The 15,350-nt window shown below is 73.8% G+C and carries 11 protein-coding genes and 1 pseudogene; 9 read left to right on the top strand and 3 right to left on the bottom strand.

The window, feature by feature from the left end; translation table 11 throughout:
* Positions 1-105: 105 nt before the first annotated feature.
* The 3 genes and pseudogenes from CRV15_RS04500 to mmuM all read left to right on the top strand — a co-directional run.
* Positions 106-609, top strand: a pseudogene (locus tag CRV15_RS04500) (DUF6099 family protein); the annotation flags it as partial.
* A 315-nt stretch (positions 610-924) separates the two neighbouring features.
* The gene (locus tag CRV15_RS04495) at positions 925-1,848 is read left to right on the top strand and encodes an LLM class F420-dependent oxidoreductase (RefSeq protein ID WP_003955586.1); all 924 of its coding nucleotides are present in this window, start codon (positions 925-927) and stop codon (positions 1,846-1,848) included.
* 5 nt (positions 1,849-1,853) lie between these two features.
* Complete coding sequence (gene mmuM / locus CRV15_RS04490) at positions 1,854-2,774, top strand: homocysteine S-methyltransferase (RefSeq protein WP_003955587.1); 921 nt, start codon at positions 1,854-1,856, stop codon at positions 2,772-2,774.
* A gap of 380 nt (positions 2,775-3,154) precedes the next feature.
* Here the strand turns inward: mmuM and CRV15_RS04485 are convergent, their stop codons facing one another.
* Both CRV15_RS04485 and CRV15_RS04480 read right to left on the bottom strand, forming a co-directional pair.
* Positions 3,155-3,505: a hypothetical protein gene (locus tag CRV15_RS04485; RefSeq protein ID WP_003962177.1), complete on the bottom strand. Its 351-nt coding sequence runs from the start codon at positions 3,503-3,505 to the stop codon at positions 3,155-3,157.
* 44 nt (positions 3,506-3,549) lie between these two features.
* Positions 3,550-3,834, bottom strand: coding sequence for a hypothetical protein (locus CRV15_RS04480; protein WP_003955589.1), 285 nt, complete (start codon positions 3,832-3,834; stop codon positions 3,550-3,552).
* Positions 3,835-3,954: 120 nt separating this feature from the next.
* Here CRV15_RS04480 and CRV15_RS04475 point away from each other — a divergent pair, with 120 nt between their 5' ends.
* The 6 genes from CRV15_RS04475 to CRV15_RS04450 all read left to right on the top strand — a co-directional run bounded on the left by CRV15_RS04475 (position 3,955) and on the right by CRV15_RS04450 (position 14,079).
* A complete protein-coding gene (locus tag CRV15_RS04475; RefSeq protein WP_003955590.1) occupies positions 3,955-5,520 on the top strand; it encodes a 3' terminal RNA ribose 2'-O-methyltransferase Hen1 in 1,566 nt (521 codons plus the stop codon).
* Positions 5,517-8,099: a polynucleotide kinase-phosphatase gene (locus CRV15_RS04470; RefSeq protein ID WP_003962179.1), complete on the top strand. Its 2,583-nt coding sequence runs from the start codon at positions 5,517-5,519 to the stop codon at positions 8,097-8,099. The genes CRV15_RS04475 and CRV15_RS04470 overlap by 4 nt, the downstream gene beginning before the upstream one ends.
* 210 nt (positions 8,100-8,309) lie before the next feature.
* Positions 8,310-9,542 (top strand): arginine deiminase, encoded by a 1,233-nt coding sequence (locus tag CRV15_RS04465; RefSeq protein WP_003962180.1) that lies wholly within the window; start codon positions 8,310-8,312, stop codon positions 9,540-9,542.
* Between the two features lie 218 nt (positions 9,543-9,760).
* Positions 9,761-10,810, top strand: coding sequence for an ornithine carbamoyltransferase (gene argF, locus CRV15_RS04460; protein ID WP_003962181.1), 1,050 nt, complete (start codon positions 9,761-9,763; stop codon positions 10,808-10,810).
* A 141-nt stretch (positions 10,811-10,951) separates the two neighbouring features.
* Positions 10,952-11,779 carry an enoyl-CoA hydratase family protein gene (locus tag CRV15_RS04455; protein WP_003962182.1) on the top strand — a complete coding sequence of 276 codons (828 nt, stop codon included), beginning with the start codon at positions 10,952-10,954 and terminating at the stop codon, positions 11,777-11,779.
* On the top strand, positions 11,776-14,079 hold the full coding sequence (locus CRV15_RS04450; protein ID WP_003955595.1) for a bifunctional salicylyl-CoA 5-hydroxylase/oxidoreductase: 2,304 nt from the start codon (positions 11,776-11,778) through the stop codon (positions 14,077-14,079). Before CRV15_RS04455 ends, CRV15_RS04450 begins: the two co-directional genes overlap by 4 nt.
* Positions 14,080-14,403: 324 nt before the next feature.
* Here CRV15_RS04450 and CRV15_RS04445 read toward each other — a convergent pair whose 3' ends face one another.
* Positions 14,404-15,267, bottom strand: a complete 864-nt coding sequence (locus CRV15_RS04445) for a PaaX family transcriptional regulator (RefSeq protein WP_003962183.1) — start codon at positions 15,265-15,267, stop codon at positions 14,404-14,406.
* Positions 15,268-15,350 lie beyond the last annotated feature (83 nt).

The raw sequence follows: 15,350 nt of genomic DNA, 5'->3' as shown, positions 1-15,350 counted from the left end.
GACTTCCTGACCACAAATTTCCGAATTCCTCTGGCGTTTGGGCTCAATAGGCCTCACTCTGGGTAATGAATGAGTGGGCAGTAAGTCGTACGAACGGGGGCGGCGATGGACGCGGAGCGACTCATCCTCGCAAGCCGGCACGCACTGGCGCAGAGCCGGGCGGTGCCGGAGATCGTGGCGGAGGCATGGCAGGCCCAGGCACTCGCCCAGACGATCGGCGGCCGGCTCGCCGTGTACGGCCCGCTGGAGCTGAGGAGCGAGGCCCGGGGCCTCGCCGAGACCGGCGCGCGCGGCGTCGGCGCGCTGGACCGTCCGGGGCTGCGCAGCGGCGGTATCAGGGCCGCGCGGCTCTCGGGTGTCGCCGACGCCCGCGCGGCCCTGATGAGCCTCGGCGCCCTCCTGGTCGACGTCGGCATGGCTCTGGTCTCGGTCGCCTGCGGCACCGACGACGAAGGGCTGTACTGGCAGTGCGTGGAGGCGATCGACGCGGCCGACGAGTCCACCGACCGGGTCCGCGGCATGTTGCGCAAGCTCGCCGCCCGGGAGGCCGGGCGACCGCCCGACAGCAGCCGGGGGAGAGCGGGACCGGCCGCCGCCGCGCCCCGTCCGGCCCGGCCCGCGGCACCGACGGGCTCCCGGGGCGCGCCCAGGCCGCCGGACCCCCGGGGCGAGGCCCCGGGCCCGGCCCCCGCGTCCGGACCGCCCGGCGCCCGCAGCGCCGTGGGAGCCTGCGCCGCTCCCGGCGCCGCCGCCCGCGCCGCCGGTGCGGCGACGGGAGTCGGCGCGCCCGCGCTCGGCGTACCCGACGCGATGCGGCCCGCGCGCCCGTCCTGCCCGCCCTGACCGCCGCGCGCGGGACGCGTCCCGGCCGCCCCCGGCGGGGGTGGGGCGCGGGGCCCCGGCGGACGGTGCAGGATGGACCCCATGGATCTGCGTATCTTCACCGAGCCCCAGCAGGGGGCGAGCTACGACACACTGCTCACCGTCGCCAAGGCCACCGAGGACCTCGGCTTCGACGCCTTCTTCCGTTCCGACCACTATCTGGCCATGGGCTCCGCCGACGGTCTGCCCGGCCCCACCGACGCCTGGATCACCCTCGCCGGTCTGGCCCGTGAGACCCGGAGCATCCGCCTCGGCACCCTGATGACCGCGGGCACCTTCCGGCTCCCCGGCGTGCTCGCCATCCAGGTCGCCCAGGTCGACCGGATGTCCGGCGGACGGATCGAGCTGGGCCTCGGCGCGGGCTGGTTCGAGGAGGAGCACACCGCCTACGGCATCCCCTTCCCCAAGGAGAAGTTCGCCAGGCTGGAGGAGCAGCTCGCGATCGTCACCGGGCTGTGGGAGACGCCCCTCGGCCAGACCTTCTCGTACGAGGGCACCCACTACACGCTCACCGACTCGCCCGCGCTGCCCAAGCCCGCGCAGGACCGGGTGCCGGTGCTCATCGGCGGCCACGGAGCCACCCGCACCCCCCGGCTCGCCGCCCGCTACGCCAGTGAGTTCAACATCCCCTTCGCCTCCATCGAGGACACCGAGCGGCAGTTCGGCCGGGTCCGCGCCGCCGCCGACGCCATCGGGCGCGGCGCCGACGACCTGGTGTACTCCAACGCGCTCGTGGCCTGCGTCGGCAAGGACGACGCCGAGGTCGCCCGCCGGGCCGCCGCGATCGGCCGCGAGGTCGACGAGCTGCGGACCAACGGGCTCGCGGGCTCGCCCGCCGAGGTCGTCGACAAGATCGGCCGCTACGCCGCCACCGGCTCCTCCCGGATCTACCTCCAGATCCTCGACCTGGACGACCTGGACCACCTGGAGCTGATCTCCGCCCAGGTCCAGTCCCAGCTGGGCTGAGCCCGATGCGGCCCCGCCGCACCCTCGCCGAGGCGCTGGGCGCGGGTCCGCTCGTCCTGGACGGCGGGCTCTCCAACCAGCTCGCCGCCCAGGGCTGCGACCTCTCCGACCCGCTGTGGACGGCCCGGCTGCTGAAGGACGGGCCCGAGCAGCTCGCCGCCGCCCACACCGCCTACGCCGACGCGGGCGCCCAGGTCCTCATCTCCGCCTCGTACCAGGCGAGTCACGAGGGCTTCCGCCGGGCCGGGCTCGGCGGCGCGGAGAGCTCCGCGCTGCTCGCCCGCAGCGTGGAACTGGCCCGCGCGGCAGCCGACGCCGCCCCCGCCGAAGTGTGGGTGGCGGCGTCGGTCGGACCGTACGGGGCGGTGCTCGCCGACGGCAGCGAGTACCGGGGGCGCTACGGACTCACCGTGCGCGAGCTGGAACGTTTCCACCGCCCCCGGATCGAGGCGCTCGCGGCGGCCGGGCCCGATGTCCTCGCCCTGGAGACAGTGCCCGACACGGACGAGGCGAAGGCCCTGCTGGCGGCGGCGGCCGACTGCGGCGTCCCGGTCTGGCTCTCGTACACCGCCGACGGCGACCGCACCCGCGCCGGGCAGCCGCTGGCGGACGCCTTCGCCCTGGCGGCGGAGCACGAGCAGGTGATCGCGACGGGCGTGAACTGCTGCGCCCCCCGGGACGCGGCCCCCGCCGTGGCCCGCGCGGCCTCGGTCACCGGCAGACCCGTGGTGGTCTACCCCAACAGCGGCGAGGACTGGGACCCCGCCGCCCACACCTGGCGCGGCCCCGTGCGCTACGACCCCGCTCAGGCCCCCGCCTGGGTGACGGCGGGCGCCCGCCTCATCGGCGGCTGCTGCCGGGTGGGGCCCGCCACGATCGCCGAACTCGCCTCTTTTTTGTGGCTCGGTTCGCCTCCGGGGTGCTGAAGCGTGCGCCGACGGTCGACCGTGCTCGGTTCCTCGTTCCTCGGAACCTCCGTGCGCTCTCCACTTTCGGCACCCGCGGCACCCCTGCGGATCACTCACCGCAGGCCAAGGTAAACGCCCGGCCCAGAGGCGGGGCGTGGGCGCATCGCGTCGGCTTGCTCGCCCCGGGGCCGAGGTCATCGCCCAGGCCGGGGACGGGGCGCGGGCGGAGGTGTGCTGATTCCTCCAGGCGGCTCCGGTCGCCGTCCACGCCCCTCGCCGGACAAGGCCGCAGATCACGCCCGGTGGGCCGGTCCCCCTGGGGCACCATCGGCTGGAAGCGCCGGTGAGCTGTGACAGGGCGGCAGCGTTCGGATCGCCTCCGGCCTCGCGCGTGCGTCTCACACGGCGACGAGCCGGACCCGGTCGCCACAGAGCTTGGCCATGTCGTCGGTGTCGGACGTCAGCATGACCACGGGACGCTGTTGTCGCAGGGCGGCCTCGGCCACAGCCGCGTCGATGGCGTACGTGTGGCCATGCAGGCCGACGCCCATCAACAGGGCCGAGGCCGCCTTCGCCTCCTCATCCCCCACCGGGATCACACGAAGGCCGGACAGCAGCCGGCGCAACCGCGCCTTGTCCGTGCGGGCGTGCACGGCCTCGATGGTGGTGAGCGCGCAGATCACCACGTCCATGCCGCGCGAGCGCGCCTCCGCGACCAGGGCCACCACGGTCTCGTCGTCAGCGAGCAACCGGGAGAACCCCTCGCTGTCCAGGACCAGCGTCCCCTCAGGAGTCAGCTTGCGGCGGGCCGCTGGTCTTCCTCGTCGAACACCTCGTCGAACACCTGCCGTGCCCTCTGTCGCGCCTGCTCGGACACCGGCCCCTCGCGGCTCTCGTAGTCGGCCGGGTACTCATCCAGTACCCGCCCCCTCAGCTCCCGCTCGACGGCCGCGGCGATGAACGCGGAGAACTCCCGCTTGCCGACCCGGGCCTGGATCGCTTCCGCGGTTCCCCCGGGCAGGGACAGGCTGACCCGAGTCGCCGGCCCCTCGCCGATGCTGTACGCCATCTCAGACATGGGGCCATTCCATCAAATGGGCAGGAAACCGGAGGCGCCCTCGCTCCCCAGGGCCGAGGCGGCCGAGGCCCCCGGGAAATGCGTGGTCAGCGCGGGAGCGAGACGCCCATAATCGGACACGTGTTTCTGACGATCAGTACGACCGGTACCCCCGAAGCGCCCGCGACCGACCTGGGTCATCTGCTGCACAAGCATCCGGACAACCCCCAGCGGCGCTCCACCGCCCATGGCATCGCGCATGTCTTCTACCCCGAGGCCACCCCCGAGCGCTGTACGGCCGCGCTCCTCCTGGAGGTGGACCCCGTGGCGCTGGTGCGGCGGGGCAAGGGCAAGGGCCGGGGCGGGGCGCCCGACGCGGCGCTCGCGCAGTATGTCAACGATCGTCCCTACGCCGCCTCCTCGCTGCTCGCGGTCGCGCTCAGCACCGTCTTCAGGAGCGCCCTGCGCGGTGTGTGCGAGTCCCGTCCCGAACGGGCCGCCGAGCCGCTGCCGCTGCGGATCGAGCTGCCCGCCGTGCCCGCGCGCGGCGGCGCCGAACTCGTCCGCGGGATCTTCGGCCCGCTGGGCTGGACCTCGGTGGACGTGCGGCCGATCGCCCTGGACGAACGGTTCCCCGACTGGGGCGAATCCAGATATGTCCGGCTGGTGCTGGAGGGTGAGCTGCGGCTCGCCGACGCGCTGAACCAGCTCTATGTGCTGCTGCCGGTGCTGGACGACGCCAAGCACTACTGGGTCTCCCCCGACGAGGTGGACAAGCTGCTGCGCGCGGGGGAGGGCTGGCTCGCCGACCACCCCGAGCAGAAGCTCATCACCAGCCGCTATCTCTCCCGCCGCTGGGGGCTGACCCGGCAGGCGATGGAGCGGCTGGAGATGGTCCGGCTGGCCGAGGCCGAGGGGCTCGCGATCGAGGACCTCGACAACGCGGTCGACGAGAGCACCGACACCGAGGAGAAGCCGGTGCCGCTGGCCGAGCAGCGGCGCGAGGCGATCCTCGCCGCGCTGCGCGAGGCCGGGGCGGGCCGGGTGCTCGACCTCGGCTGCGGCCAGGGCCAGTTGGTGCAGGCGCTGCTGAAGGACGTGCGCTTCACCGAGATCGTCGGTGTCGACGTCTCCGTCCGCGCGCTCACCATCGCCGGGCGCAGGCTGAGACTGGACCGGATGGGGGAGCGGCAGGCGGCGCGCGTCCGGCTGATCCAGGGCTCGCTCACCTACACCGACAAGCGGCTCGGCGGCTATGACGCGGCCGTGCTCAGCGAGGTGATCGAGCATCTGGACCTGCCCAGGCTGCCCGCCCTGGAGTACGCGGTGTTCCGCTCGGCCCGGCCCCGGACCGTGGTCGTGACCACGCCGAACGTGGAGTACAACGTCCGCTGGGAGACCCTGCCCGCCGGGCATGTCCGCCATGGCGACCACCGTTTCGAGTGGACCCGCGAGGAGTTCCGCCGCTGGGCGGAGACGGTGGCGGAACGCGAGGGCTACCGCGTGGCCCTCGTCCCGGTGGGCCCGGACGACCCCGAGGTCGGACCGCCGACGCAGATGGCCGTCTTCACCCGCGAGGGAGACGAGCGGACGGACCCGGGCACCCCCGCCGGGACCAAGACCGAGACTGGCACCGACACCAAGAGCGACACCGGGACCGGCACCGAGCTGAAGGAGACCGGGACGAAGGAGACGAAGAGCGCATGACCACCACCGACCCGACCGGTTCGGCCACCACCGTGCCGAAGCGCCTCCTCCCCGTCACCGACCTCTCCCTCGTCGTGCTCATCGGCGCGAGCGGCTCCGGCAAGTCCACCTTCGCCCGGCGCCACTTCAAGCCCACCGAGGTCATCTCCTCGGACTTCTGCCGGGGCCTCGTCGCCGACGACGAGAACGACCAGTCCGCCTCCCGCGACGCCTTCGACGTCCTCCACTACATCGCGGGCAAGCGGCTCGCGGCCGGGCGGCTCACCGTTGTCGACGCCACCCATGTGCAGGCCGAGAGCCGCCGTCAGCTCATCCGGCTGGCCCGTGAGCACGACGTGCTGCCCATCGCCGTCGTGCTCGACCTGCCGGAGGACGTCTGCGTCGAGCGCAACGCCCGGCGCCCCGACCGCGCCGGCATGCCCGCCCGGGTGGTCCAGCGCCACCGCCGCGAACTGCGCCGCTCCCTGCGCGGACTGGAGCGCGAGGGCTTCCGCAAGGTGCATGTCCTGCGCGGCCAGGAGGAGGTGGACGCCGCCGAGGTCGTCCTGGAGCGCCGCTTCAACGACCTCCGCCACCTCAGTGGCCCCTTCGACATCGTCGGCGACATCCACGGGTGCAGCTCCGAGCTGGAGACCCTGCTCGACAGGCTCGGCTACCGGGACGGCGTCCACCCCGGGGGCCGCACGGCCGTCTTCGTCGGCGACCTCGTGGACCGCGGCCCCGACAGCCCGGGTGTGCTCCGCCGGGTGATGTCGATGGTCGCCTCCGGCAACGCGCTCTGCGTCCCCGGCAACCACGAGAACAAGCTCGGCCGGTATCTCAAGGGCCGCAAGGTCCAGCACACCCACGGCCTCGCGGAGACGGTCGAGCAACTGGAGAAGGAGGACGGGACCTTCCGGCAGCAGGTGCTGGAGTTCATCGACGGACTCGTCAGCCACTATGTCCTGGACGGCGGCGACCTCGTCGTCTGTCACGCCGGACTGCCCGAGAAGTACCACGGCCGCACCTCCGGCCGGGTCCGCTCGCACGCGCTGTACGGGGACACCACCGGCGAGACCGACGAGTTCGGCCTGCCGGTGCGCTACCCCTGGGCCGAGGAGTACCGGGGCCGCGCCGCCGTCGTCTACGGCCACACCCCCGTCCCCCGTACCTCCTGGATCAACAACACCATCTGCCTGGACACCGGAGTCGTCTTCGGCGGCCGGATGACCGCGCTGCGCTGGCCGGAGCGCGAACTCGTCGACGTCCCCGCCGAGAAGATCTGGTACGAACCGGTCAGACCGCTCGTCGCCGACGCCCCCGGCAGCCGGGAGGGCCGTCCGCTGGACCTCGCCGATGTGCACGGACGCCGGATCGTCGAGACCCGTGAACTGGCCCGGATCTCCGTACGCGAGGAGAACGCGGCGGCGGCCCTCGAAGTCATGAGCCGTTTCGCGGTCGACCCCCGGCTGCTGCCGTATCTGCCCCCGACGATGGCCCCCACCGCGACCTCGCGGCAGGACGGCTTCCTGGAGCACCCGGCGGAGGCGTTCGCCCAGTACCGCGCCGACGGTGTGGAGCGGGTGGTGTGCGAGGAGAAGCACATGGGCTCGCGCGCGGTGGTCCTGGTCTGCCGGGACGCGGCGACGGCCCGGGAGCGGTTCGGTGTCGACGGGCCGACCGGCGCGCTCTACACCCGGACCGGCCGCCCCTTCTTCGACGACGAGACCGTCACCGAGGAGATCCTCGACCGGCTGCGCCGGGCCGTCACCGGGGCCGGGCTCTGGGAGGAACTGGCCGCCCCCGGCGCCGACGGCGAGGGGTGGCTGCTGCTGGACGCCGAGCTGATGCCGTGGTCGCTCAAGGCGCGAGGGCTGCTGCGCAACCAGTACGCGGCCGTCGGCGCGGCGTCGGGCGCGGTCTTCCCCGGCGCCCTCGCGGCCCTGGAGTCGGCGGCGGCGCGCGGTTCGGACGTGGACGGGCTGCTCCGTGCCCAGCGGGAGCGCGCCGCCGACGCCGCCGCCTTCACCGAGGCGTACCGGCGCTACTGCTGGACCACCGAGGGTCTCGACGGGGTGCGGCTGGCCCCGTTCCAGATCCTCGCCGCGCCGGGCCGCTCGCTCGCGGGCGTCCCCCACGACCAGCAGCTCGCCTGGCTGGACCGGCTGGTGGAGCACGACCCCACGGGGCTGCTGCGCACCACGGGGCGGCTGGTGGTCGACACCACCGACGAGGCGTCCGTGGCCGCCGGTACCGACTGGTGGCTGGAGCTGACCGGGCGCGGCGGTGAGGGCATGGTCGTCAAGCCGCTCCAGCCGCTCACCCGGGACGGCAAGGACCGGCCGGTCCAGCCGGGGGTCAAGGTCCGCGGCCGGGAGTATCTGCGGATCGTCTACGGCCCGGAGTACACCCGTCCGGAGAACCTGGAGCGGCTGCGCGACCGGTTCCTCGGCCACAAGCGCTCGCTGGCGCTGCGGGAGTACGCCCTCGGCCTGGAGGCGCTGGAGCGGCTGGCCGCCGGGGAACCGCTGTGGCGGATACACGAAGCGGTCTTCGCCGTGCTGGCCCTGGAGTCGGAGCCGGTCGACCCCCGGCTCTGACCACGTCCGGCCGTCCGTCCGCCGCCCGTCCGCCGTCCGCCGCCCGTCGGCCGTCGGCCGTTCCCGGGGCCTTGGGCCCCGGCCCCGGGCCCGTACCCACGCGGTACGGGCCCGGCCGGGCGGTACGGGCCAGCGGTCGGGGGCGGCCCCGTACCGCCGTCTCGCGCCGTTCTCCGGGTGAAACGCGCCCGGCGCGGTGAGGATGGGTGCATGGGATTCCATGTCGACTCCGAGACCGGGCGGCTGCGCCGGGTCATTCTGCACCGGCCCGATCTGGAGCTGAAACGGCTCACCCCGAGCAACAAGGACACCCTTCTCTTCGACGATGTGCTCTGGGTGCGCCGGGCGCGCCAGGAGCACGACGGCTTCGCGGACGTCCTGCGCGACCGGGGCGTCCAGGTCCATCTCTTCGGCGATCTGCTGCGTGAGGCGCTGGAGGTGCCGGAGGCCAGGAAACTCGTCCTGGACCGGGTCTTCGACGAGAAGGAGTACGGGCCGCTCGCCACCGACCACCTGCGCGCCGCCTTCGACGAGCTGCCCACGTCCGCGCTGGTGGGCGCGCTCGTCGGCGGGATGACCAAACGGGAGTTCCTGGCCGGGCACCCCGAGCCCGCCTCGGTCCGGTTCCATGTCATGGACCTGGACGACTTCCTGCTCGATCCGCTCCCCAACCATCTCTTCACCCGGGACACCTCGGCGTGGATCTACGACGGCGTCTCCATCAACGCCATGCGCTGGCCCGCCCGGCAGCGCGAGACGGTGCACTTCGAGGCGATCTACAAGCACCATCCGCTGTTCACCGGGCCGCTCGCGGGGGACTTCCACCACTGGTCCGAGGGGCAGGACGACTATCCGTCCACCATCGAGGGCGGCGACGTCCTGGTGATCGGCCGGGGCGCGGTGCTGATCGGGATGAGCGAGCGCACCACCCCGCAGGCGGTGGAGATGCTGGCCCGGGGGATGTTCGCCGCCGGGTCGGCCCGGACGATCGTGGCGCTCGACATGCCGAAGCGGCGCGCGTTCATGCATCTCGACACGGTGATGACCATGGTCGACGCCGATACGTTCACCCAGTACGCGGGCCTCGGGATGCTCCGCTCGTACACCATCGAGCCCGCCGACGGGGGGCTCGGGCTGCGGGTGACCGACCATCCGCCGGAGCAGATGCACACGGCGATCGCCGCCGCGCTGGGGATGCAGGACATCCGGGTGCTCACAGCCACCCAGGATGTGCACTCCGCGGAGCGGGAGCAGTGGGACGACGGCTGCAACGTACTGGCGGTGGAACCCGGAGTTGTGGTGGCATATGAGCGTAATGTCACGACGAACACATACTTGCGCAAGCGGGGGATCGAGGTGATCGAGATCCCGGGGAGCGAGCTGGGCCGGGGCCGGGGCGGGCCGCGCTGTATGAGCTGCCCGGTGGAGCGGGACGCGGCCTAGCCCGCTCCCCCGGGGTGTCCCGGGGGAGCGGGTCCCCCTCCGGGCGCCCGCTTCCGTAGGGTGTCCGTCCGTATAGCAATACAGGTGATCGTATACACTTCCATGGTCACCCGTTGACGCTCACCCTTTCCGGATACTCGGATGCAGGTCCGGCCCCGGGTCCGACAGGCCGGGCCGGAGCCGGACCGGTCACCGCCGTCGCGAGCAGGAGCAGCCATATGGCCATAGATCTCGAAGGCCGCCACTTCCTCAAGGAGCTGGACTTCACGCCCGAGGAGTTCCGCGCCCTGATCGTCCTCGCGGCCCGGCTCAAGGCCGAGAAGCGCGCCGGTACCGAGCGCCGCCGGCTCACGGGGAAGAACATCGCGCTGATCTTCGAGAAGGCGTCCACCCGGACGCGGTGCGCCTTCGAGGTCGCGGCGGCCGACCAGGGCGCCTTCACGACCTACATCGACCCGGCCGGCTCGCACATCGGCCGCAAGGAGTCCGCGAAGGACACCGCGCGGGTGCTCGGGCGGATGTTCGACGCGATCCAGTTCCGCGGGGACGCCCAGGCCACGGTCGAACAGCTCGCCGAGTACGCGGGCGTCCCCGTCTACAACGGGCTCACCGACGAGTGGCACCCCACGCAGATGCTCGCCGACGTGCTCACCATGACCGAGCACTGCGACAAACCCCTGGAGGAGATGGCCCTCGCCTACCTCGGGGACGCCCGCTTCAACATGGGCAACTCCTATCTGATCACCGGCGCGCTGCTCGGCCTGGACATCCGGATCGTCGCCCCGCGCGCCTACTGGCCCGCCGAGGAGTTCATCGGGCGCGCCCGGGAGCTGGCCCGGAGCACCGGGGCGCGGATCACCCTCACCGAGGAGGTGCCGGAGGGCGTGCGGGGCGCGGACTTCGTCGCGACCGACGTCTGGGTCTCGATGGGTGAGCCCCAGGAGGTGTGGGACGAGCGGATCAAGGCGCTCTCGCCGTACACGGTGACCATGGACGTGCTGCGGGCGACGGGCAATCCGCAGGTGCGGTTCCTGCACTGCCTGCCCGCCTTCCACGACCTCGACACCAGCGTGGCGCGGGGTATCCACGGCCGGTACGGGCTGACCGAGCTGGAGGTCACGGACGAGGTCTTCGAGTCGGAGCACTCGGTCGTCTTCGACGAGGCCGAGAACCGGATGCACACGATCAAGGCCGTGATGGTCGCGACGCTGGCACGGGACCCGGCCCCGGAGCCCGTCGCCCCGGCCCTGGCCCCGGCGGCGGGGTGAGCCACGCCGTCCCGCCCCCGCGCGGGGCGGGACGGCACCCCGGGGCCGTATCGCGGAGTCGTGACGACGGTCACATTCGGGTGATAACTTCAGAGGGCAGGCAAGCGGTGTCCAGGAGGTCCGCCGGCCGAGGGAGGCCCGATGAGCCCCTTTCCCAGCTCCGCGACGCGCACCGAGCGGTGGAGACATCTGCGGCTCGATCAGTGTGACGGCGTCGCGACGGTGACGCTCGCCTGCCCGGAACGGCTCAACGCGCTCACCTTCGGGGCCTACGCGGATCTGCGGGACCTCCTCGCCGAGCTGGCGCGCGAGCGGGCCGTACGGGCGCTCGTCCTCGGCGGCGAGGGACGCGGCTTCTGCTCGGGCGGGGACGTCGACGACATCATCGGCGCCACGCTCACCATGGACACGGCCCAGCTCCTCGACTTCAACCGGATGACCGGTCAGGTCGTCCGGGCGATCCGCGAGAGTCCGTTCCCGGTGATCGCCGCGGTGCACGGGGTCGCGGCGGGCGCGGGGGCGGTGCTGGCGCTGGCCGCCGACTTCCGGATCGCCGACCCGTCCGCCCGTTTTGTCTTCCTCTTCACCAAGGTGGGGCTCTCCGGCGGGGACATGGGCGCGGCCTATCTGCTGCCGAGGGTCGTCGGGCTCGGGCACGCCACCCGGCTGCTGATGCTCGGGGAGGCCGTCCGCGCGCCCGAGGCGGAGCGGATCGGGCTGCTGAGCGAAGTGACCGAGGAGGGCCGCGCCCCCGCCCGCGCCGCCGAACTGGCCCGCACCCTCGCCGAGGGCCCCGCCCTCGCCCACGCCCAGACCAAGGCCCTGCTCACGGCGGAGCTGGACATGCCGCTCGCGGCGTCGGTCGAGCTGGACGCCGCCACCCAGGCGCTGCTGATGACGAGCGAGGACTACGCCGAGTTCCACGCCGCCTTCACCGCCAAGCGGCCCCCGCGCTGGCGGGGCCGATGACCCCGGCCCCCGCGCCGCCGCCGCTGCGGGTCGCCGTGATCGGCGGCGGCCCCGGCGGCCTGTACGCGGCGGTGCTGCTCAAACGGCTCGATCCACGGCGGGAGATCACCGTCTGGGAGCGCAACGCGCCCGACGACACCTTCGGCTTCGGGGTGGTGCTCTCCGACGAGACCCTCGGCGGCATCGCGAGCGCCGACCCCGCCGTCCACCGCGCCCTGCGGCGGGAGTTCGTCCGCTGGGACGACATCACGGTCACCCACCGCGGCCACCGCCTCACCTCCGGCGGCCACGGCTTCGCCGCGCTGGGGCGCCGCCGCCTCCTGGAGATCCTGCACCACCGCTGCGCCACCCTCGGGATACGGCTCCGTTTCCGCACCCCGGCACCCCCCGCCGCCGACCTCGCCCGCACCCATGACCTCGTCGTCGCCGCCGACGGAGTCCACAGCACCACCCGCGAGACCCACGCCGGCGTCTTCCGCCCCCGGCTCGCCACCCACCGCTGCCGCTATGTCTGGCTCGCCGCCGACCTCGCCCTCGACGCCTTCCGGTTCGACATCGCCGAGACCCCGCACGGGGTGATGCAGCTCCACGGCTATCCCTACGCCCCTGGTGCGAGCACCGTGATCATCGAGATGCGGGAGGAGGTCTGGCGGGCCGCCGGGCTCGACGCCCCCGGACCCGGCGGACTCGCCCGCTCCCTGGAGCACTGCGCCGCCGTCTTCGCCGACACCCTGGACGGACGGCCGCTGCGCTCCCACCGTTCCTCCTGGACCGCTTTCCGCACCGTCGTCAACGAGCACTGGTCCAGCGGCCGGACGGTCCTGCTCGGCGACGCCGCCCACACCGCCCACTTCTCCATCGGCTCCGGCACCAAACTCGCCGTCGAGGACGCCCTCGCCCTCGCCGCCTGTCTGCGGGAACGCCCCACGGTCGCCGAGGCGCTGGCGGCGTACGAGGCCGAGAGGCGGCCCGTCGTCGAGTCCACCCAGCGCGCCGCGACCGCGAGTCTGCGCTGGTTCGAGGAGCTGGCGGACCGCCTCGAACAGCCGCCCCGGCAGTTCGCGTTCAACCTCCTCACCCGCAGCCGCCGGGTCACCCACGGCAATCTGCGGCTGCGCGACCCCGCCTTCACCGACGCCGTCGAACGGGACTTCGGCTGTCCGCCCGGCACCCCGCCGATGTTCACCCCCTTCCGGCTGGGCCCCCTGGAGCTGCGCAACCGGATCGTGGTCTCCCCGATGGACATGTACTCGGCGGTCGACGGCGTCCCCGGCGAGTTCCACCTCGTCCACCTCGGCGCCCGGGCCCTCGGCGGCGCCGGGCTGGTGATGACCGAGATGGTCTGCGTCAGCGCCGAGGGCCGGATCACCCCCGGCTGCACCGGGCTGTGGACGGGGGAGCAGGCCGCCGCCTGGCGCCGGATCACCCGCTTCGTCCACGACCAGGCCCCCGGCACCGCGATCGGGGTCCAGCTCGGCCACGCGGGCCGCAAGGGCTCCACCCGGCTGATGTGGGAGGGGATGGACGACCCCCTGCCGGAGCGGAACTGGCCCCTCTCGGCCGCCTCGCCCCTCCCGTACCGGCCCGGGGTCAGCCAGGTGCCCCACGCCCTGGACCGGGCCGGGCTCACCGCCGTGCGCGAGGAGTTCGCCGCCGCGGCCCGCCGCGCCGCCGACAGCGGATTCGACCTCCTCGAACTCCACTGCGCCCATGGCTATCTGCTCTCCGGCTTCCTCTCCCCGCTCACCAACCGCCGCACCGACGCCTACGGCGGCCCGCTGGAGCACCGGCTCCGCTATCCGCTGGAGGTCTTCGACGCGGTCCGCGCCGTCTGGCCCGACGACCGGCCGATGACCGTCCGGATCTCCGCCACCGACTGGGCCGACGGCGGCACCACCGCCGAGGACTCCGTCGCCATCGCGCGGGCCTTCGCCGCGCACGGCGCCGCCGCGATCGACGTCTCCACCGGACAGGTCGTCCCCGGCGAACGGCCCGAGTTCGGCCGCTCGTACCAGACCCCGTACGCCGACCGCATCCGGGGAGCGCTGGGTGTCCCCGTCATCGCCGTCGGGGCCATCTCCTCCTGGGACGACGTCAACTCCCTGCTGCTCGCGGGCCGCGCCGATCTGTGCGCGCTCGGCCGCCCCCATCTGCACGACCCGCACTGGACCCTGCGCGCGGCGGCCGAGCAGGGTTACACCGGGCCCGGGGCACCCTGGCCGCCGCCGTACCGCGCGGGCAGCCGCCGCCCGCCCACCGGCCGGACCGACGCGCCGAAACCGCGGCTCACCCTGGAGTGACCGGCGCGCGGGGACGGTGGCCCGCTCCGGGCCGACGGGTCCTTCGGAGCCCCGGGCCCGGCCGGTGCGCCGAAGCCGTGGCCCGCCCTGGGCCGACCGGTACACCGGGACGGTGGCCCACCCCGGACAGGCCGGGGCCCACCCCGGACAGGCCGGGGACCACCCCGGACAGGCTGGGGCGCGGAGGCCGTGGCCCGCCCTGGGCCGACCGGCCCTCCGAGCCCGGCTCACTCCGGCCCGGCCGGTACGCCGGGACGGTGGACCCCGGGCCCACCGGCCCTCCGGAGCCCCGGCCGACCGCGGCCCACCGCGGTCGGCCCCGGCTCACCCCGGGCCCACCGGCGCGGCCCCGGGGGGACCGTCCGGCAAAGGGGCGGCCTCCGGGCCGTGGACGAAGCGCGCCCCCACATCCCGCAGCAGCGCGTGCAGCTCCCCGAAGACCTGCGCGGAGCGCTCCCCCGGCCACTGCGGGGGCAGCAGCTCCAACGGCAGCCCCGGGTCCAGGTACGGCAGCCGCCGCCAGGAGTCCAGCGCGGGCAGATAGTCCCGGTACGCCCCCTCCGGCGATGGCTCCCGCCCGTCCCACCAGGCCCTCAGCACCGGTTCCTGCTCACCCAGGAACTCCTCGTGCCGCTTGGCGATCGCCCCCAGGTCCCACCAGCGCGCCACTGCCTCAGCCGTCGCGGCGAAGCCCAGATGCTCCCCCCGGAACAGCTCCACATAGGGGTCGAGCCGCAGCCTGCGCAGGGTGTGCCGGGTCTCCTCGTACAGCCGCGCGGGGGCGATCCACACCCCGGGCGCCGCCGTGCCGAAGCCCAGCCGCCCCAGCCGGGAGCGGAGCAGATGGCGCTTGCTCCGCTCCGACTCCGGCACCGAGAACACCGCGAGCACCCAGCCGTCGGAGAGCAGCGGGGGACGGCGGCCGTAGATACGCAGGTCGCCGTCGTCGAGGAGCTGGCGCGCGTCCGCGGAGAGGGCGTACCCCGCCGCGCCGTCCGCGGTCCGGCCCGGCAGCAGCAGCCCCCGGCGTTTGAGCCGGGAGACCGCCGAGCGCACCGACGGCGGGTCGACGCCCACGGCGCCCAGCAGCCGGATCAGCTCGGCCACCGGCAGGGGCTCGGGGGCCTCGCGTCCGTAGGCGCCGTAGAGCGTGACGATCAGGGAACGGGGTGTGTGCTGCTCGGCCACGCGATCACTCTAGGTCGTGCCGACGCGCTCCCGTCCGCGCCGCGACGCCTCGCGCGCACATCCGCCGCGCCGCCGTCACGCCG

The sequence above is a fragment of the Streptomyces clavuligerus genome (assembly GCF_005519465.1).
In the GTDB taxonomy this organism is placed as follows: Bacteria; Actinomycetota; Actinomycetes; order Streptomycetales; family Streptomycetaceae; genus Streptomyces; species Streptomyces clavuligerus.
Note: the sequence above shows the minus strand (reverse complement) of the source record. Positions and strands in the feature narration are given on the sequence as shown.